Raw genomic sequence first — 18689 nt, forward strand, 5'->3', positions numbered from 1 at the left:
GCCATGAAGCCCCACCTGAAGCCTCTAGTGAAGCAGCTTCTCAGCTCCCGCGAGGTCGGCCGGCCCGGCGCGGCCCCGGCCGACACCCTGCACGCTCCCTCCCGTCCTTACCCGAACGGGTGGTTCTGCCTGGCCTTCAGCGACGAGCTGAGCCGCGGATCCGTCACCACGCGTCCGCTCGCGGGCGCGGAGGTCGTCCTCTACCGGACGACCCGGGGTCTGCTGCGGGCCGTCCGGCCGCGGTGCCCGCACCTGGGGGCGCATCTCGGGGTCGGAGGATCGGTCGAGGGCGAGGACATCGTCTGCCCCTTCCACCGCTTCGCGTTCGACCCGGCCGGTGCCTGCGTACGTACCGGGTACGACAAGCCGCCGCCGAAGGCGTCGCTGTCGCAGTACCCGGTCTGCGAGGTCAACGGCTCGGTCTACGTGTGGTGGCACGCCCTCGGTCTGCCCCCGGAGTGGGACGTCCCGGCCCTGCCGATGGATGAGCGGCAGCCGTACAGCCACGACACCTTCGACATCGCCGGCCACCCGCAGGACGTTATCGAGAACGCGTTCGACTGGGGTCATCTGCCCGCGCTGCACGGTCTCAAGGATCTGGAGATCGGGGGCGCACCGGTGGCCGGGAAACCGATCAGCACCGTCACCGCCACCGCCCGCGGCACCATGATGCGCGGGTCCCGCCAGTCGTACACGCTCACCGTGATCGGACTGGGCACCATCGCGGCGAGGACGGTTCTGCCCCGGGACGCGGGCAACCTGTACGTGATGCTCCACGCGACCGCGACCGTCGCGGGGCGTATACATCTCCGGTTCGGTACGAAGCTGGAGCTGGCCGGCATCCCGGGCGTGCCCGAGCGGATCGGGCGCGCGGCGGCGCTGCCCGCCGCCCGGCTGCTCAGCGCTGTCCTCCAGCGGGTGGCGAGCGTCGACACCGGCGCGGACCTGCTGATGTGGCACCACCAGGAGCACGTCGAGCACCCGAAGCTCGCCAGGGGCGACGGTCCGATCGGCCGGTACCGGCAGTGGGCGCAGCAGTTCTACACGGAACCCACGGGCGGTCTCGCACCACCGTGGCCTTCCCGGGCCGAAGCGGGCCGCTCGGAGGAATGACCGCGGGCGGCGGCCCGGGGGTACTCCCGTGGCCGCCTCGGCGATCACCGTGTTTCGACGTAGCCCGGAGGCCTCCCGGCCGGGCCGGGACCGAAAGAGGGACGACATGGCAGCGGAGAGCGGTACGCCCGGCGCCGGGCTGCGACTGGCTGTGCTCGGAGCGGGGGTGATGGGGTCGGGCATCGCCGCGCTGGCCGTCGGGCACGGGATCGCGGTGTCGCTGATCGACCTGGACCGGCGCCGGCTGGACGAGGCACCGGCGAGGATCGGGCACCAGGTGCGGATGGCGCAGCTGATGGGCGCACTGCCGGAGGGGGTGGCCCCCGGTGCTCTCGTCACCGGCCTGTCGCTCACCGATCTGGTGACGGCCGGCGACGCGGCACCCACCGCGGTGATCGAGGCGGTCACCGAGGACGCCGACGCGAAGGCGAAGGTCCTCGCGGACCTGTCCGCCCTGGTCGCGCCCGGCGTCCCGATCATCTCGAACACGTCGGCGATCCCCATCGACGAGCTGGCCCGGGCGGCGGCCCGGCCGGAGGACCTCATCGGCACCCACTTCATGAATCCGCCCTACCTGATCCGGACGGTCGAGGTCATCCGGGGTACGTGGACCGGCGAGGCGACCCTGGAGGCGCTGAGGGCGCTGCTCGCCGCGCTGCGCCGGGAGCCGATCGTCGTCACGGACGCGCCGGGTTTCGTCACCAGCCGGATCCTGCATCCCATGATCAACGACGCGGTCCGGGTGGTGGCGGCGGGCACCGCCGACGTCGAGTCGGTCGACCGGCTCATGCAGGGATGTCTGGGTCATCCGACGGGCCCGCTGCGCACCGCCGACCTCATCGGGCTGGACAACCTGGTCGACTCGCTGTGGGTGCTGCACAGCCGGACCGGAGACGAAGGCTGCCGCCCCTGCGACTTACTGCTGGAGATGGTGCGGGCCGGCCACCTCGGCCGCAAGAGCGGGCGCGGCTTCTACGAATACGAGGGAGAACAGACATGACCACGTCACCCGACCGTCCGGTGCCGGAACCCGCCGGCGACGCCGACACGGTCCGGACGGACCTGCTGCAATTCCTGGCGAAGCACACGGGGAGGGACTGGGCGGCCGACGCGGACGTCTTCGGTAACGGTGGGCTGTCCTCCATCTTCGCCATGGAACTCGTGGTGCATCTGGAGAGGACGTACGGCATCGCCATCCGTGGCGCCGACCTGCGGATGGACAACTTCCGCACCGTGCGGCGGATGGGCTCACTGGTCGAACGGCTCCGGCAGCCGGCCCCCGGCGGTTCCGGTGCGTGACGCCGTCGCCGCAGCGGCCTCGGCGGTCACCGAACTGGTCGGCGACCGGGCGTCCGACTGGGACCGGGCGGGCCGGCTGCCCGAGGACGTGGTGCGGAGACTCGGTGCGGCCGGGCAGCTCACCGCCCAGATCCCGGCGAGGTACGGCGGACCTGAGTGGAGCAGCGCGGACAGCGGCGAGTTCACCGCCCATGTCGGCAGTCTGTGCAGCTCGCTGCGGAGCGTCATGACCTCGCAGGGCATGGCCGCGTGGACCGTCGAACGGCTCGGTGACCCGGAGCAGGCGTCGGATCTGCTGCCGCGGCTGGCCTCGGGGGGCACGGCGGCCGTGGCCTTCAGCGAACCTCAGGCAGGCAGCGATCTGTCGGCCATCGCGACCACCGTCACCGTCGACGGCGACACCCTGTCGCTCACCGGCCGCAAGAAGTGGGTGACTGCCGCCGCGTACGCCGATCTCTTCCTCGTCGTCGCCCGGATGGGCGAGGACGGTGCCGTGGTGGTGGTGCCCCGCGACGCCCCCGGTGTCCAGGTGCGGCCGGTGGCCGATCCCCTGGGCTGCCGGGCGGCCGGGCACGCGGAGGTCCTGCTCGACGACGTGCGGTTGCCGCTCGGCAGCCTGCTGGGTGGCGGGCGGCAGCCACTGTCCCTGCTGGTGACGACGGCCCTGGCCTATGGCCGGATCTCGGTCGCGTGGGGGTGTGTCGGAATCCTGCGGGCCTGCGTGAGTGCGGCCGTCGACCACGCCCGCTCCCGCCACCAGTTCGGCCGCCCACTGGGACAGCACCAGCTCGTCGCCCGGCACCTGGCCGACCTGTGGACCGCCGAACAGGTCGCCACCCGCGCCTGCGAGTACGCCAGCCGCCGCTGGGACGAGAACGCCCCCGACCTGGTCACCGCCGCCGTGATGGCGAAGTACGTCAGTGCCGGGCACGCGGCCAGGGGCGCGGCCACCGCGGTGCAGGTGCTCGCGTCGGCCGGGGCGCGGGACGGTCACCTCGTCGCGCGGGCGTACCGCGACGCCAAGCTCATGGAGATCATCGAGGGCAGCGACGAGATGTGCCAGCTGATCCTGGCCGACCACGCGCTCAGCCGGCGGTGACCTCACCCGTGGCCGACCTCGTCACCCGGACGTCATCACAAGGAGCCGAACATGAGCGACACCGCGCCGGAGGCGCCGCCCGGGACCGTGAAATGCCTGGTCTGGGACCTCGACAACACGCTCTGGCACGGCACACTGCTGGAGGACGAGAACGTCGTCCTGTCCGAGGCGAACCGTGAGTTGATCATCGGTCTGGACGCGCGGGGCATCCTGCAGTCGGTGTGCAGCCGCAACGACCATGACATCGCCTGGGCACGGCTGAAGGCCCTCGGCGTCGCCGACTACTTCGTCGTCCCGGAGATCGGCTGGGGGCCCAAGTCGGACGCGGTACGCCGGATCACCGAGCGGCTGGACTTCGCTCCCGGCACCATCGCGTTCATCGACGACCAGCCGGCCGAGCGGGCCGAGGTCGCCTTCCACCTCCCCGAGGTGCGCTGCTACGCGGCACAGGACGCGGCGACACTGCTGTCCCTGCCCGAGTTCAGCCCGAGGTCGGTGACCGTCGACTCGCGACAGCGCCGGACGATGTACCAGGCCGGCTTCCGGCGCACGGACGAGCGGGAGCGGTTCGCCGGTTCGTCCGAGGACTTCCTCCGCTCGCTGGACATGGTGATGCGGATCGGGCGGGCCACGGACGACGAGCTGTCGCGGGTCGAGGAACTGACCCTGCGCACCAGCCAGATGAACGCGACCGGGGTGCACTACCCGGACGAGGTGCTGCGCGCGCTCCTCGCCTGCCCGAGCCATGAGGTTCTGGTCACGACACTCACGGACCGCTTCGGGCCGCACGGCGCCGTGGGCGTGGTGCTGCTCGAGAAGCACGAACGGGCGTGGCACCTCAAACTGCTCGCCACCTCGTGCCGTGTGGTGGCGTTCGGCGCCGGCACGATCATCCTGAACTGGCTGGTCGACCAAGCCGCCCTGGCCGGTGTCCATCTGCTGGCGGACTTCCGCGCCACCGACCGCAACCGGGTGATGGAGATCGCCTACCGGTTCGCGGGCTTGGACGAGCAACCCTGCGGCTGCCGGGACGAGGTCTCGGGGAGTTCCGGTGAGGACGTCCTGTTGCTGCACCTCACCCCCGAGCGGCGGGAGCCTCCGACGACGGTCCGGCTGATCGCTCCGGACCTGGCCGACCGGGCGCCGCCCCGGGCCGGACTCCCGGACTGAGCGCGAAAGGGCGCCCGGATCGGGCCGGCGGGCCCGGTCCGGCAGCCGCCGGCAGAAGATCACCTGCGGCGGACCAGTGTGATGCCGTCGGCCATCGGGAGCATGCAGACGTCGACCCGCCGGTCGTCCCGGATCGTGGCATTGAGCTCACGGACCCCGGCGGTGTCCGCGTCGTCGGCGAGGGGGTCAATGACCCGGCCGAAGAAAAGCGTGTTGTCCACGACCACCAGCCCGCCCGGCCGCACAAGCCGTAGTGCCAGTTCGTAATAGCGGGGATAATTTGCTTTGTCGGCATCTATGAAAACGAGACCGAAGCTGTCGGAACAACCGTCTGCGAGCATCTTCCCGAGAATATCGGTCGCCGCACCGATACGAAGCTCGATGCGCTCGGAAACGCCCGCGCGCCGCCAGTGATCGGCGCCGATCTCCGGCCATCGCTCGGTGATGTCACAGGTGATCAGCCGCCCGTGCGGCGGAAGAGCGCGGGCCATGCACAGGGTGCTGTAGCCGGTGAAGGTGCCGAGTTCCAGCACGTCGGCGACACCGGCCGACGCGATCAGAAACGCGAGGAACTGCCCTTCTTCCGGCATGACCTGCATCGCTTCCCCCTGGGGTAACTCCGCGGTCAGCTGTCGCAGATCGCGGAGAATATCGTCCTCCCTGAGAGAGGACTCCCTGACGTATTCCAGAAGCTTCGTTCCGACTGCAATCTGATTCGCCATGGCGACAACACTAGATGATGCACCGCCGGAATTGAATAGCGTATTGCCGGGGTCACGTCGAGGCCGTACCCGGACCCGAACTCCCGTCCCGGTGATGCCCCGCCGCGTGCCGGCAGGGGGCTCCGGAGCCGCAGTCGCCTCGTCGGCGCGGCGGGCGGCGGCATCGGCTACGACGGCTACGACGGCTACAAGCCGACCTGATCGATCCGCCCAAGGCCCACTCGACTTTCTCCGTGTCCGAGTTGATGGTGCGCCCGCGGTGGCGGAAGACAGGAGCCTCCAAGCGGCTTCACGAGGCGCTGGTCGAGGACCGGCCGGAGGCCCTCGCCGTGCTCCTGGTCGACCCCAGCCACCCAAAGGTGGAGACGCTGTACGAGTCAAGCCTCGATCTTTCGCGAAGGTCAGCCGGCGGAGTCGGTGGGCCCACTTCCACACCCGCTCGCGAACTCCAGCCCGGGGTGCCCTGATGGCATCAAGGACCTCGGCCCGGCCGAGGCGAGAGCGTGGACGAGGCGGGAGACTGTCGGGTCCGAGGCCCACCGGCCCGAACACGCCCGGCTCGCCCCGCAGCATGGCTTGCGCCACGGCGCCAGCGCCGAAGATATCGCCTGATCCAGCCCGCTCTTGCGGACGGTCTCCACCAGCAGCACGGCCCGCCTGGCTGACCATTCCGCGGCCACCGCCCTCGACACGGACACGGGGATAGGACCCGATACGCTTCTTTACCTGGGAAGTGCTTCTTTCCTCGCAACCGACAGGACCTTCGACAAGCCCTATCTTCGCAGGTCAGGGCACTTCTCTCGTTCTCGATCACATCTCGGACGCCAGCGCACGTGAAAGCGCGAGGTTAGATACGCAACGAACGACGCTCGCCCCGTGGATGTCGCCAGCCGCCGCACTCAAGCATCCCACTTCTGGCGCCACGCCCGGAGTCGCAGAGTCCCGCTGTTGGCCACGTGGCAAGCGCGTGGCCAACAGCAGCCAGAAACACCTGGATGGCGACGGGCCCAGGCAGGCAGCGAGAACTTGCCGTACAACGGAAAGACTGCTGGTCAGGGGGCTCGGCCGTCGTTCCTCTCACCCCTTCTGGCGAGCTTGAACGAGCCTGCCTGGGTGAGACGAGTCCCAGACCGGCAAGCCCTCGACAGCGCACCATGGGTGCAGGCCCCGGCCTATATGCCCAGGCCCGCACTCATTGGTCTCCTGTGACCGCAAGGCGCCCCGAACCCGCCCCAGCGGACCGTGCGGATGCAGGGTCGGGGCGGTGGTCCGGGGCGCCACGGGTCAGGAGCGGTAGTCGCGCAGGAACAGCGAAGGGCTGGAGTCCGTACGGGAAGCGTTGACGCCGTCTCCGCGGGAGTAATCCATGCCCTCGTTCGTGGCCCAGTCCTGGATCGGGCCGGCCGCGCTTCTTAGGTGCTGGAAGGTGCTCGCGTCATCTGCGGCGGAGCCGAACTGGTACAGCCGGGAGGTGTCGCCGTAGGGATGGTAGGGCTCGTACGGGCCTCCGGGGGCGCGTTGTTTGGCCAGGGTGTTGTGGAAGAAGACGTTCTGCGGGCCGGTGGAGCCCGACCAGCCGATGCCCTTGCTGCCGGCGGCCCAGTAGATCGGCCACCAGGTGCCGTCGTCGCCGGCGCCGCCTTCACCGCCGCAGTTGGTGTCGCACTCGCCCGAGGAGTGGTTGTACGGCACGCGGACGGTGTTGTTCTCGAACAGGTTCCGGCGTTCCCAGCCGCCGTGCAGATTGAGGTCGGAGTCGAAGTCGTTGCCGATCGCGACGTTGCCCGACGCCGACCACTGGAAGGTGAAGTGGCGCAGGTTGCGGCTGGTGTTGGAGGCGTACAGCGAGTCCCAGACCCGTGATCCCCGCAGGTAGCCGTTGCCGCCCTTGCCCTTGTTCCAGGAGCCGTCGAAGACGTTGCGCTCGATCTGGATGTTCCGGGCCACTTCGGTGACAACGGGGTGCGAGCCGACCATGTCGGCGCGCACGCCGCGCACCCAGGAGTCGCGGGCCCACTTGAAGACGATGCCGTGCATGGCGTACTCGGGGGCCAGGTTGCCGTAGTTGTGGACCGCCTGGGCGGGGTCGAGCTGGTAGGTGCCGCCGCGGAGCTTCGGCAGGCCGTTCAGGTCCTCGGTGAAGGAGAAGTCCTCGAAGCCCACATCGGTGATCATCTTCAGCGCGGTGACCTTGCTGGCGTACGCCTTGCCGCTCACCCCCAGGGGCGGCGAGCCGTCGGAGGTGGAGTCCACCGGCAGGTCGTACTCCAGCGGCTTGTCGAGGGTGACGGTGCGCTTCGCGGTGTCCACTGCGGCGATGGTAAACACCTGCTGGCGCATGTGCAGGTTCTCCAGCCGGCCGTCGTTCTCGGCGCCCGCGATCTCCTGCGACTGGTAGAACTTCAGGCTGTTGGCGGCGCCCACCCACAGGTCACCGCCCGGCTTGAAGGCGTCCATCTTCGCGTTGGCGTTCAGCTGGACGACCCGGTCGCCCTGGCGCGCGGCGTAGTTGGCGTCGCCGGGGGACCCGCCGACGGCGACCCCCGACTCCCAGTGCTGGTTGACCGACCCCTCGAAGAGGTCACGCCGGTTCTCCGGGATCTTGGACGGGAAGCCACAGATTCCGGCGTACTTCGCGGCGGCCTCCCTGGTCTGGACCCGGAACAGGCCGCGGCCCGGCCAGATCCAGCCGCCGGTGCCGACGTTGTTGCCGGTGGTGAACTCGCACTTGTGCTCCATGCCGGCCTGGTCCCAGCGCTCGCCCCTGGCGGTGAGGACGTCGTACCGCGTGTTCTCGTCGGGGCGGAAGACGATCCGTGAGCCGTCCGCCGGGTCCGCGCCCTGGCCTCGTACGAGCAGGTAGGAAGCGTCCACGGAGAGCTGCTTGCTGACGTTGAGCACACCCTTGGGCAGCTCGATCACCGACAGCCGGCCGGCACTCGCATGCGGAGTGCAGTCATTACGGATCCGGTCGATGGCCTTCTGAAGGCCCGCCGTGTCGTCCTGCCCGTCATCGGCCTTCACCTGGAACTGCGACTCCAGTGCGGAGGGGCCGAAGTGGCAGGCGGAGTCGGGGGTGCGGGCGGCGGCGGACGGCAGCAGTTCACCGCTGCGGTACCCGGCCCGGCTCCAGTCGGGCAGCCCGGCCACGGGGCCGCGGCGATTGCCACGCCCGAGGTCTTGGCCCGAGTTGCCGACCGAGCCTTCCACGGCACCGGGCAGAGCGTACGGGGTACCCACGCAGGAGGAGGCCACCGGGTGGTCACCGAGCTGGGCGGCGATCTTCGTCAGACAGGCGGCGAGCGCCTGCTGGCCGTAGCGGTTCGGGTGGATCGCCTCCTGCTGATGGCCCTGGGCTTGCCACGGCAGGTCCTTGGCCCCCTCGAACAGGTACGGGACCCAGCGCACCCACTCGGCGTGGTGGGCGCTCAGCGGAGCCGTCAGCCGGTGGCTCGAGTCCGCCTGCCTCGTCGTCGTGCTGCACAGCTCGTGCCCGGCGAACGCGCTCTGCAGGTCCAGGAAGGAGACAGCCGCCTCGTTGGCCGCACCCCGCAGCATGTCACTGATCCGGGGCACCACGGAGGTGTGTGCCCAGTCGCTGTCGGCGTCGAGGAAGGGGCAGCCGCCGTTGATGTAGCGGCCGTAGTTGGCGGGCGGCACGGGAGCGTTCTCCGCGTCGCGGTAGTTACGGCCCCTCGGCAGCGGGTTGGCGTAGGACTGGAGGACGATCTGGTACGTGCCGTCCTCCTGCCCCGCCTCACGCAGCACCGTCCGGATCGTCTCGACCGTCCCTACGACCTTGGCCCGCACGGGGCCGAGGCTCTCAGCGAACTCCTTCTCCTTGGCCCCCCGGCAGCCCTTGTTGAACACCGACGGGTAGAAGTACGCCTTGACGCAGTCCTGGAGGATGTCGGAGAACTTCAGGTCGTTGCCGCCGACGGAGAGCACCACCATGCGCACGTCGTTGTTCTGCGCGATCTCGCGTAGGTCCTCGACCTGGGGCCGCTGCCCCTTGAACCCGGTCGTGGTCACGTTGTCGGTGGTGGCTCCCGAGCAGGCGACGTTGAAGCGCCGCTCCAGCGGTACGCCCTCGAGTTCGAGGCCCCGGATCTCGGCGGAGTCGGACCTGTCGCAGGCGTCGGCGCCCCGGTCGTACCCGGTGTCGCCGTAGACCCGCGACACGTCGTGGTCACACGTGCTCTCGTCGGCGTTGCAGTTCACTGCCGCCCGGTCGGTGCCCCAGGCCGACCCGGCCGCCGAGGCGGCCGCGTTGCCCGCCCAGCGTCCGCCCTCGCCGGAGATGTAGCTGTCGCCCATGGAGACCACGGCGGGAGGCAGGCCGCAGGAGCCGTCGTCCGCGGCGCGGGCGGCACGAGATACCGGGTTGTAGACGGTGATGCTGCCCCAGCTGTCGCCGCACGTGGGCCCGCCCGCGGGGGCGAACCGCACCGGCCAGTGGTCGGAGGTACCGTTGCGGCCGTTGAGGGACACCGAGAGGTTCTCCAGCTGGTCACTGGCGATCATGTAGTCCAGGGCGTAGCCGGAGAGCTGGGTGGTCGCGGGAGGGCCGTCGGGGCGGCCGTTACTGGTGGCGTAGAAGGTGTTCGGGAACCGGCCGCGGGTGGGAGCGGCGGAACTGTTGAAGTCGCCCAGGGCACGCCAGCTCTGCCCGGCCATGGTCTGGGAGATGGTGTTGATCAGGGCGACGGCGTGCGGGTTGGGGGTCTCCCCTGAGCGGATCGACGCGGCGTGGATGTTGAAGTACCAGGTGCCGCCCAGTTGTACGCCGAATGCGGGGCGGGTCCTGATCCACTTGTTGGCCGGGTCCGCGGCGGGCAGCACGCGGATGCGCGGGGCGAGGGTGCTGAGGTCCTCGGGGGCGTCCTTCAGCCAGATGGCCATGGACTTCTGGGTGTTGCCCTCGGTGCCGGTGTCGGGGTCGTCTGTGCCGGTGGTCTGACCCCAGGCCGTCTTGTCCAAGATCTTCAGGTAGATCAGGACGCCGGGGGCCGCACGCGTGCCGGGCTTGCCCCAACGAGCCGCGCTCACACGGTATTTGAGACTGGGTAGCCCGGTCGGGGTCTGCGTGGTGTCGGTGCTGTTGTCGAGGAGCACCTGCTCACCCGTGAAGTCGCTCGGTGGCTTCACGGTCTCCTGGAGGGCGATCACGTCGGCAGCCTTGAGCAGGGACGACCTGACGAGGTCCCAGCGGGTGCCGCCCTGGGTGTTGAACGTGATGGACGACTCGGTGACGTCTTCGACGGCCTGCGCCGGCGTGGGTGCGACCAGGGTGACGAGGGAGGCGAGCAACGCGGTGCAGAGCGCCTGCACGAGTGTGCGCCGGGGGCCGGGGCCGGGTCTGTACCGGGTGGCGCGGCCCGGTGTGTGAAGGAAGTGCAGGGACACGGTGGTCTCTTTTCTGGGGCCGCTGGGTGCGGCGTCTCCTCAGCCGCGGGATGCGGCTTTCTGCCCACGGGAGGCGGCGGGCAACAGCGAGAGACTACAAATCCGATCTGGCGGCGCGGGCACAACACCTCATGTCTGGCTTGTTGTTGACGATCCGAAACCTTCACCTGGCACACACGGTTAGGCTTTGCCGTGAAGATCGCGGAGCGTCGCTCCGTGCGGTCCGGACCGAGCCGCACCGGCGGTTCAGAAGGTGGTAAGCCATGGGAATGAGTTCATCCGGAACGAGATCGCTCAAGGCGGCTCTCGCGACGGGAGTGGTCGCCGGTGCGGCGCTGCTGTCCGCTGCGGCCCCGGCCTCCGCGGCAAATCCGCCGTACGCCGACTGCCCGGGCTGGGCCCTGTGCCTCTACCAGCACGGCGGGGGCACGGGCTCCAAGGCGATCATCACCCCGGCCACCGGCAACATCAACCTCTACAGCGTCCACTTCCTGAACGGGGACCTGGCCAACAATCAGGTGTCCTCCTGGCTGAACAACTCCACCTGCCAGGTGAAGTTCGTCGACGACCCGTACAACTACTCGGACCTGGACTTCACTCCGAGCCATCAGTACGGCGCCACGGGTGACTGGGCCGGCGAATTCGCCAACGACAGGCTGACCGGGGTGCAGTTCTACTGCCCCTGAGTGGGCTTCTGTTCCGGGGGGGCCCGACCGGTTCTTCCCGCCAGCCTCGAAGCACGTCACGGCTTGGCACCGGACTCGCTCCCGCGCGTCTCCTTCGACGTCGGTCAAGCTGCCGCCCTGCGGATATCTCACTGAACGAGGACTACCGAGGTCACCTCCACGCTGTCTGGCGAACAGCCCGACATCACCGGACGAAGTTCAGTAGCGTGCTCAAGCGCCATCTGTCGTGCTCAGTCACAGTTGTGACTGAGCGCGATAAATACGGCAGCGACCAGCACTTCTACCTTGCCAACCCCACCAAGTCGGCGCTGCCCGAACTGCGAGCGACCGTCAACGCCCACCCTCCCGCCTCTCACCCGAACTCCGGCCGAGCATTTTGCGCCGTCTCCCGCTCGAGGGTTGCCCCGACAACCTCTCCCCTGCCGTCCTCGGGTCATGTCCCGCCGAGTGGTGTAGCTGATCAGAAGGGGGTTCCTGGGAGGGCCTGGGTGCTGTCCGGATAGACCCTGTCCATGCTCTCGTTGGAGAGGTAGCGGCGGGGGGAGGCGATCCGCTCGTCGTGCGTGCAGGCCGAGAATGCGTTCCTGGATGGCTGCAGCAGTGCGCTCGAAGGCAGCCACCACCTCGTGGACAACGATCTCCTGTCCTCGTCCGCCGCACCCAGCGACCAGGTATTGGTCTCCCACTCCACGCGCCGGTCAGCTGGCTCCAGCACCAAGGGCTCGTCCGCAACCTCAGCGATCCACGTCAACAGCACAGCAGCAGTATCCCTGCATTGCTCAGGCTCCAACAGCCACTACAAGAAGCAACGTCTAAAGACGGCCTGGTCACAAGGACGGCGTACGCGGAAGTCCCACCCCGCGTCGAGTACACCCTCACACCACTGGGCCGGGTCATCGCAGGCCCTGCCCGGCATGAGAGCAGGGCCTGGCGGTGTACGGGGAAAATCCAGGGGGAGCGGACGGCCGCGCGCTGCTACGGTCGGGCGCCATGAGCTGGCTTCCCGATCAATTCGTCCACCCCGTCCTGGTACCGCTGCCGGGCGGTGGCCATCATCTGCGGCCGATCCGGGAGGCGGACACCCCGCTCGACTATCCGGCTGTGATGGGTTCGCGCGAGCGGCTGTGGACCATCTTCGGCCCGGCCTGGGGCTGGCCCGCGGCAACCATGACCTACGAGGCCGATCAGGCCGACCTGTTGCGGCACGAGAAGGAGATCGCCGCACACCAGTCCTTCAACTACGCGCTGTTCGACACGGCGGAGACAGCTCTGCTCGGCTGTGTCTACATCGACCCACCGGAGAGGGCCGGCGCGGACGGCGAGATCTCCTGGTGGGTGGTGGACGAGCTGGTGGGCAGCAAGGTCGAGCAGGCCCTCGACGCGCTGGTGCCGCAGTGGATCGCCGCCGACTGGCCGTTCGAGCAGCCGCGCTTCCTCGGCCGCGAGATCTCTTGGTCGGACTGGCTCGCCCTGCCGGAACATCCCGACACGTAAGTGGTTGTTGCCCGTACCGATCTCGAACTCTGTCGATCGAACGGGAGTCTCGATCGGGTGACTGCGGCGGTTTCCGCGCGTGAAAGCAGGGCCTCCAGGTAGCTCGGGGGGGTGCCATCCCATTCCGAGTGGTTCCCGAAGGCCCTGTTGTCTTTGTCGTACGTTCCCGAACATGTTGACTGCAACTCCCTCTCCGTGTCGTGCGATTGCCTCGCGCACGTGTAGGGCAACGCGGCCGACCATCCGGACCGGGTACGCCGGAATCCGTCGGACATGACGGACGCGGAGTGGGCGGCCGTCCGGCCGTTGCTGCCTGTGCCCGCCTGGTTACAGGGGCGGGATGGACGGCCCGAGGGCTACTGCCACCGGCAGCTGTTGGACGCGATCCGCTACCTGGTCGCGGGCGGGATCTCGTGACGGGCGATGCCCTCGGACTTCCCCGCATGGGCCCGGGTCCACGCATTCTTCCGCCGCTGGCGCGAGCACGGGCTGATCACCGAGTTCCACGACCGGCTGCGCGGGACGGTCAGTGAGCGCGAGGGACGTGAGGCCGAGCCCACAGCGGGGAACATCGACGCGCAGTCGGTGCGGGCCGCCGCGACGGTGCCGGCCGCCTCACGCGGCTACGACGGCGGGAAGGAGGTGCCGGGCCGCAAGCGGCACATCGTGACCGACACCCTCGGCCTGCTCCTGGCCGTCGCGGTCACGGCTGCGAACATCGGCGACCGGGACGCCGCGGCGGGCCTGCTGGTGCGGCTGCGCCGTCTGCACCGCGACATCACCCTCGTGTGGGCCGACGGCGGCTACACCGGCTCCCTCGTCGGCGGGTGCCGGGACAAACTCGTCCTGACCTTGGGGTCCCGAACCGGCCATGACTGTTTCTCGGGGGCCCAGGTATGGCCGAAGCGTCAGTGCGGGTGGTCGAGGCCTCTCACGAGTTGCTGGCCAATCCAGTCGATGTCCAGGACAGCCAGGTGACGGGTGAGCCGGTCGATCACGTGAACGACGGACAGCTGACCCACTGTGGCAGCTCGGACGTCCTCGTCTTCCGGGTCGCCTACGTTCCACTGGGGCCAGCCCCATGGGGAGCGCACCGCGATGTCCAGGACGTCGCGGACTGTCTCCGTGGCGTGCGGGAAACCTGGTAAGCGTCCTCGCAGCCTGGGCCGACGGGCGCACCGCCCAGGGCTCTCCGGTCGCCGGAGGGCGCCGAGGACGTCGTCCAGGTCCGCGAAGCCGGTCTCGTCACGGCCGGAATCCATGTAGGAGTCGACGGCCGGGGCCGCGGCAACTCGCAGCTGGCAGGTCCGCACCACCTCGTGCAACGGGGTGAGGCTGAACGGGCCGTCGACCGCCGGCCCGACTTCTCCCGCAGCACCGCCGCCATGGCGTGAACGTGCAGGTCGTCGCTGATCTTGGACGGTGGAGTGCTACGCGGGACCGGGCGGAAGGTGGACGGTCATGATCAGGTGGCAGGTTTCGGTGCCCGCACCGCGGTAGGTGTGGGTGGTGTCGCCGTCGAAGGTGGCAGTTTGTCCAGCCGAAACGGGGTGCTCGGTGGCATCGACGACGAGCACCATCTGTCCGGCGGTGACGCTGACGGTCTCCACGACGCCGGCCTGGTGGGGGTGGCTGGGATATTCCTCGCCGGGTTCCAGCGTCCAGCGCCAGACTTCGACTGGTGCTGATCCCGAGGTGGTCAGCATGAGCCGGGCTTCGCTGCCGCGTTCGCCTTTCCACAGGGGCATGACGGCATCCGCGGTCACGACCCGGACGCGGCCTTCGGCCGGCCCTTCCATGAGCGCGGACACCGAGATGCCGAGGGTGTCGGCAAGACGGACCAGGGTGGCGAAATTCGGGTTGCCCTGCGCCTTCTCGAGCCCGGCCAGAGCTCCCTTGCTGACCTTGGCGCGACGGCAGAGTTCGTCCAGCGACAGGCCGGCGCGAGTACGGGCTGCGCGGACGTTGTGTGCGAGCGTCCGCAGCGCTGCCTCGGTCTCGGTCATCTCGTCGCCCCTCCGATGATGGATCAGTGCAATGCGCTACCCGGTCGTTTGGTTGACACACGCCGGTCGATGCGTTGTACGGTGTAGTCGTTCCATTAATAGTAAGGGATACACCCGTGATCGCTCTGCTGCTGGCCCTGGGCAGCTCCTTGGCCTACGGATGCGCCGATTTCCTCGGCGGTCTCGGCGCACGCAAGGCTCACGTCCTGCGCACCGTGATGATCGCCGCACCGGCCTCGCTCACCGTAGAACTGCTGCTCTGGCCCTTCCTCGGCGCCTCCTTCGCCCCCGCTACCCTCGCCTGGGGGGCGGCATCAGGCGTCGCCTCGGCCGCCGCGTTCGCCCTGCTCTACCGCACGCTGGCGATCGGCCCCATGAACGTCCTGTCCCCGGTCACGGCGCTGGTCTCGGCGATGCTGCCGGTCGGAGTCGGGCTGCTCCAGGGGGAGCACCTGGGCGTGGCCGGGCTGATCGGGCTGCCGCTGGCATTGGCGGCAGTGGTGCTGGTCAGCGCCGGACACGGCGCCGGCAGCGCGCGACCGTCGCGCACCGCGCTGCTGATGGCCCTCGGGGCCGGGGCCGCCATTGCGCTGCAGCTCGTCTTCCTGCACCAGGCGCCCGCGGACAGCGGCGTCGGCCCGCTGATCATCGGACGTGCCATTTCCTCCGCGGTCATCCTGGCCGCGGCCGGGCTGATGTACCGGCGCCTGGGCTCGGAGAAGCCCGCGTACGCGATGTCGGCCACGGCCGGCGTGCTGGACTCGGTGGCGAACCTGCTGTTCCTGCTCGCCGCCCGCAGCGGCGACCTGGCCGTCGTCGCCGTGATCACCGCCCTCTACCCGGCCGGCACCGTCCTGCTCGCCCGCGGCGTCCTCGCGGAGCGGATCCACCGCGGGCAGCTGATCGGCCTGGGCACGGCAGCCGTCGCCGTCAGCCTCCTAGCCCTCACCTGACCCGCACCTCGGAAGGAGCCCGGCATGTTCATCCAGCCCTGGGACGCCGCCCTCGACGACGCCGAATGGCAGACCTGGATCGCCGACGGCCATGACTTCGGCATCCTCAGCGTCAATGGCCCGCCCGGCCAGCCGCCCGTCGTCGTGCCCACCCACTTCACGGCGGAGGGCACCACACTGCTCATCCACCTCGCCCGCCCCAACCCCGTCTGGAGGGCGATCGCCGCCGACCTGAACGTCACCTTCACCGTCACCAGCGATTACGCCTTCATCCCCGGCCCCTGGCGCACCAAGCCCGGCATCCCGCCCACCGACGGCGTCCCCACCAGCTACTACGCCGCCGTCCAGTTCACCTGCCAGGCCACGATCGTGGACGAGCCCGAGGACAAGGCCGAGCTGCTGCGCCGGCAGATGACCCACTTCCAGCCCGACGGCGACTACGCCACCATCGACCCCGGTCAGCCTCCCTACGGTCGGATGCTGCCTGGCATCCGCGGCCTGCGCCTGGACGTCACCGACGTGCGGGCGAAGTTCAAGTACGACGACCACAAACCCGTCGAGCAGCGTACCGGCACCGCCCGCCGACTCACCGAACGCGGCACCGCCCTGGACGTGTCCACCGCAACCCAGCAACTGCGCCGCCTGGACCGCCTCGGCACCTGGAAAGCCTGACCCCCCGACTTCCCGCCCGCGCCTGCGGCATCCCCGCACCCTCCTGGAACGGACCCCCTGATGACCGTCCTCCGCCTCAGCCCCGCCGTCGCGGGAGCATTCCCCGACACCCTTGTCGCCGTCGTCACCGCCACCGGCCTGCGCGGCCACGAGCCCTGGCCAGCCACGGCAGCCGCCCAGCAGGACCTGGAGCAGCAGCTGGCCGACGGCGCCTGGCAGCCAGCCGACGAGAGCGATCCGCGCATCGCGGCATGGCACACCGCCTACCGCTCCTTCGGCACCAACCCCCGCCGCATCCGCCCCAGCGTCGACGCCCTCGGCCGCCGCCTGGCCAAGAAGGGCACCCTGCCCCGGATCAACCCGGCCGTCGACTCCTACAACACCGTCTCCGTCCGCCACGGCCTCCCCGCCGGCGCCTTCGACCTCGACCATGTCACCGGCGACGTAGAAATCCGCTACGCCGACGGCAGTGAGACCTTCACGCCGCTTGGCGAACCCGACACCGTCGAGAACCCTAAGCCTGGCGAGATCATCTACACCGATACCACCGACGTCCTCACACGGCACTGGAACCACCGTGACGCCCACCGCACCCGCGTCACCGAAGACTCCACCCACGTCGCCTTCGTCCTCGAAACCCTCCACGCCGACCGCGACGAACACCTTCTCAAGGCCGCCGCCGGCGAACTACAGGACCTGCTGGGCGCGCACTCCGCCCGGAGCACCGTCCACTACCTCAGTCCGGCGCGCCCGCAGATCACCACCTGAGAGCCGAACCCCCTGCGCATCGACGCGGCCGTCCGCAAGGTACCCAGGGCTCACCGGGGTCGGGGCTGATTGTTGAGCTGGGACATCAGCTCGCGGTGGGTGGCCCGCGAGGCCGCCGGATCATCCTCGCTCACCGAGCTGCGCAACGAGGTCTCGATTCCCTGATCGAGGTCGGCGATCTGCTGTTGGAGGGCGTTGACGTCGTTGGGGGCTTCGAGCCCGGTGGTATGCCAGTTGTCTTGACCGAGGGCCTGGAACAGCCGACGTTCGAGCCGGACGATGTGTTGGGCCTGACGGGCAGCACGCAGCGAAGTCGGCAAGAAGGGGCCGGCGGCTGACCTGAGGGCCTGAGGGGGCCCGGGTCTGAGGACGCCCCACGGGCGGTGTTCGTTCGCGCCGTACCCGGGTACGTTGCCGACGCCGCGCGGCCGGAACACCCGGCTGCCGGTTGTTCGCGTTGTGCTACCGCCGATACGCTTGCCACTCCCCCACCGGCCGGGCTGATGACCCGGCCTCGGGCCTCCAGGATCCGTGGAGAACGCATGAGTGATGTGGGCTTCGGCACCGGCAAAGTGGTCGTTAACCGGGCGATGTCGCTGGACGGCTTCATCGCCGGCCCTGGCCACGCGATGGACTGGATCGCCGAGTACCTGACCGCGGCCGAGGTCCCGGAGGTAATGGCGGCCACGGGCGCAATGCTCATCGGCCGGGGCACGTACGAGGTCGCCAGGCGTATGGCCGACCAGGACACCGCCTACGACGGGGGAGCACAGTTCGTCCTCACGCACAGGCCTCCCGACGAGCCGGATCCTACCGTCACGTTCCTCACCTGTGGACTTGAGGAAGCCGTTGCCACGGCGCGTGGCGCCGCGGGCGGCAAGAACCTGGAGATCCTCGGTGCCGACGTGGCCGCCCAGTGCCTGCGGAGCGGGCTCGTCGACGAGATCCTGGTGTATGTCCTACCGCTGCTCCTGGGCGACGGCGTCCGCTTCTCGCCCCCGAGCCTCGACAGGATCGACCTGGAGCCTCTCAACAGCACCCGGTCGGGCGCCATCACGATGCTCCGCTTCCGTGTGCGAAAGTAGGCGCGACCCTCCGTCTGATCACGCCGCCTTGGCGCGGCGGCAGCCCCAGCTCTGTTGTCCTTGGCTGCGGATGCGGGCGCGTTCGCGGCGCTGGGCGGCAAGGACGTCGGGAGTTGGCGTTACGCCACCCCAGGAAGGCGTGCAGCCGGCGGGCGAGCACGGTGTGGTGGGATGGCTCGAGTCGCCCATCACCAAGGTCCGCAAGGGCCCGAACTG

At 69.5% G+C, this 18689-nt stretch carries 18 protein-coding genes and 3 pseudogenes; 15 read left to right on the forward strand and 6 right to left on the reverse strand.

Translation table 11 applies throughout. The features are described from left to right. Window positions 1–3 precede the first annotated feature (3 nt). The 5 genes from OO67_RS15545 (at window position 4) to OO67_RS15565 (ending at window position 4681) form a co-directional block, all read left to right on the forward strand. Window positions 4–1113, forward strand: a complete 1110-nt coding sequence (locus tag OO67_RS15545) for a Rieske 2Fe-2S domain-containing protein (protein ID WP_063746149.1) — start codon at window positions 4–6, stop codon at window positions 1111–1113. 106 nt (window positions 1114–1219) lie between these two features. Continuing rightward, entirely contained in the window at window positions 1220–2113 is an 894-nt protein-coding gene (locus OO67_RS15550) for a 3-hydroxyacyl-CoA dehydrogenase family protein (protein ID WP_051709439.1), read from the forward strand. Continuing rightward, window positions 2110–2412: an acyl carrier protein gene (locus tag OO67_RS15555; protein WP_033300626.1), complete on the forward strand. Its 303-nt coding sequence runs from the start codon at window positions 2110–2112 to the stop codon at window positions 2410–2412. Before OO67_RS15550 ends, OO67_RS15555 begins: the two co-directional genes overlap by 4 nt. Further along, window positions 2405–3511, forward strand: coding sequence for an acyl-CoA dehydrogenase family protein (locus OO67_RS15560; protein ID WP_033300628.1), 1107 nt, complete (start codon window positions 2405–2407; stop codon window positions 3509–3511). Before OO67_RS15555 ends, OO67_RS15560 begins: the two co-directional genes overlap by 8 nt. A 51-nt stretch (window positions 3512–3562) precedes the next feature. Then, window positions 3563–4681, forward strand: a complete 1119-nt coding sequence (locus tag OO67_RS15565; RefSeq protein WP_033300629.1) for an HAD-IIIC family phosphatase — start codon at window positions 3563–3565, stop codon at window positions 4679–4681. Window positions 4682–4740: 59 nt separating this feature from the next. Here the strand turns inward: OO67_RS15565 and OO67_RS15570 are convergent, their stop codons facing one another. Further along, entirely contained in the window at window positions 4741–5403 is a 663-nt protein-coding gene (locus tag OO67_RS15570) for an O-methyltransferase (protein ID WP_033300630.1), read from the reverse strand. Between the two features lie 221 nt (window positions 5404–5624). On the opposite strand from OO67_RS15570, the pseudogene OO67_RS39795 reads away from it, so the two are divergent. Further along, window positions 5625–5783 (forward strand): annotated as a pseudogene (locus OO67_RS39795) (GNAT family N-acetyltransferase); the annotation flags it as partial. A 40-nt stretch (window positions 5784–5823) separates the two neighbouring features. On the opposite strand, the pseudogene OO67_RS39800 reads toward OO67_RS39795, so the two are convergent. Continuing rightward, window positions 5824–6072 (reverse strand): annotated as a pseudogene (locus OO67_RS39800) (IS1380 family transposase); the annotation flags it as partial. 615 nt (window positions 6073–6687) lie between these two features. Continuing rightward, window positions 6688–10809: a GDSL-type esterase/lipase family protein gene (locus tag OO67_RS36655; RefSeq protein WP_078597935.1), complete on the reverse strand. Its 4122-nt coding sequence runs from the start codon at window positions 10807–10809 to the stop codon at window positions 6688–6690. A gap of 269 nt (window positions 10810–11078) precedes the next feature. Here OO67_RS36655 and OO67_RS15580 point away from each other — a divergent pair, with 269 nt between their 5' ends. Continuing rightward, a complete protein-coding gene (locus OO67_RS15580; RefSeq protein WP_157841689.1) occupies window positions 11079–11495 on the forward strand; it encodes a peptidase inhibitor family I36 protein in 417 nt (138 codons plus the stop codon). A 460-nt stretch (window positions 11496–11955) separates the two neighbouring features. Here the strand turns inward: OO67_RS15580 and OO67_RS39805 are convergent, their stop codons facing one another. Next, entirely contained in the window at window positions 11956–12252 is a 297-nt protein-coding gene (locus OO67_RS39805; RefSeq protein ID WP_244300208.1) for a hypothetical protein, read from the reverse strand. Window positions 12253–12309: 57 nt separating this feature from the next. Between OO67_RS39805 and OO67_RS36660 the strand changes: the two are divergent. The 4 genes and pseudogenes from OO67_RS36660 to OO67_RS15595 form a co-directional block, all read left to right on the forward strand. Beyond that, window positions 12310–12385: pseudogene (locus tag OO67_RS36660) on the forward strand (winged helix-turn-helix transcriptional regulator); the annotation flags it as partial. A 100-nt stretch (window positions 12386–12485) separates the two neighbouring features. After that, window positions 12486–12989 (forward strand): GNAT family N-acetyltransferase, encoded by a 504-nt coding sequence (locus OO67_RS15590; RefSeq protein WP_033300633.1) that lies wholly within the window; start codon window positions 12486–12488, stop codon window positions 12987–12989. Between the two features lie 273 nt (window positions 12990–13262). Then, window positions 13263–13406 carry a transposase gene (locus OO67_RS38015; protein ID WP_244300209.1) on the forward strand — a complete coding sequence of 48 codons (144 nt, stop codon included), beginning with the start codon at window positions 13263–13265 and terminating at the stop codon, window positions 13404–13406. Window positions 13407–13412: 6 nt separating this feature from the next. Next, a complete protein-coding gene (locus OO67_RS15595; protein WP_106972756.1) occupies window positions 13413–13967 on the forward strand; it encodes a transposase in 555 nt (184 codons plus the stop codon). A gap of 452 nt (window positions 13968–14419) precedes the next feature. Here the strand turns inward: OO67_RS15595 and OO67_RS15600 are convergent, their stop codons facing one another. Continuing rightward, the gene (locus OO67_RS15600; protein ID WP_033300634.1) at window positions 14420–14995 is read right to left on the reverse strand and encodes a helix-turn-helix domain-containing protein; all 576 of its coding nucleotides are present in this window, start codon (window positions 14993–14995) and stop codon (window positions 14420–14422) included. Between the two features lie 116 nt (window positions 14996–15111). On the opposite strand from OO67_RS15600, the gene OO67_RS15605 reads away from it, so the two are divergent. From OO67_RS15605 to OO67_RS15615, 3 genes are read left to right on the forward strand one after another with little or no spacing between them, the layout of a single operon-like run. Further along, on the forward strand, window positions 15112–15948 hold the full coding sequence (locus OO67_RS15605) for an EamA family transporter (RefSeq protein ID WP_033300635.1): 837 nt from the start codon (window positions 15112–15114) through the stop codon (window positions 15946–15948). Between the two features lie 24 nt (window positions 15949–15972). Continuing rightward, window positions 15973–16620 (forward strand): FMN-binding negative transcriptional regulator, encoded by a 648-nt coding sequence (locus OO67_RS15610; RefSeq protein ID WP_033300636.1) that lies wholly within the window; start codon window positions 15973–15975, stop codon window positions 16618–16620. A gap of 60 nt (window positions 16621–16680) precedes the next feature. Next, a complete protein-coding gene (locus OO67_RS15615) occupies window positions 16681–17388 on the forward strand; it encodes a B3/B4 domain-containing protein (RefSeq protein ID WP_033300638.1) in 708 nt (235 codons plus the stop codon). Between the two features lie 50 nt (window positions 17389–17438). On the opposite strand, the gene OO67_RS15620 is transcribed toward OO67_RS15615, so the two are convergent. Beyond that, on the reverse strand, window positions 17439–17708 hold the full coding sequence (locus OO67_RS15620; protein ID WP_157841690.1) for a hypothetical protein: 270 nt from the start codon (window positions 17706–17708) through the stop codon (window positions 17439–17441). Window positions 17709–17930: 222 nt separating this feature from the next. Between OO67_RS15620 and OO67_RS15625 the strand changes: the two genes are divergently transcribed. Continuing rightward, complete coding sequence (locus OO67_RS15625; protein ID WP_033300640.1) at window positions 17931–18473, forward strand: dihydrofolate reductase family protein; 543 nt, start codon at window positions 17931–17933, stop codon at window positions 18471–18473. Window positions 18474–18689: the final 216 nt, after the last annotated feature.

This window comes from Streptomyces atroolivaceus, from assembly GCF_000717025.1.
Lineage (GTDB): Bacteria > Actinomycetota > Actinomycetes > Streptomycetales > Streptomycetaceae > Streptomyces > Streptomyces atroolivaceus.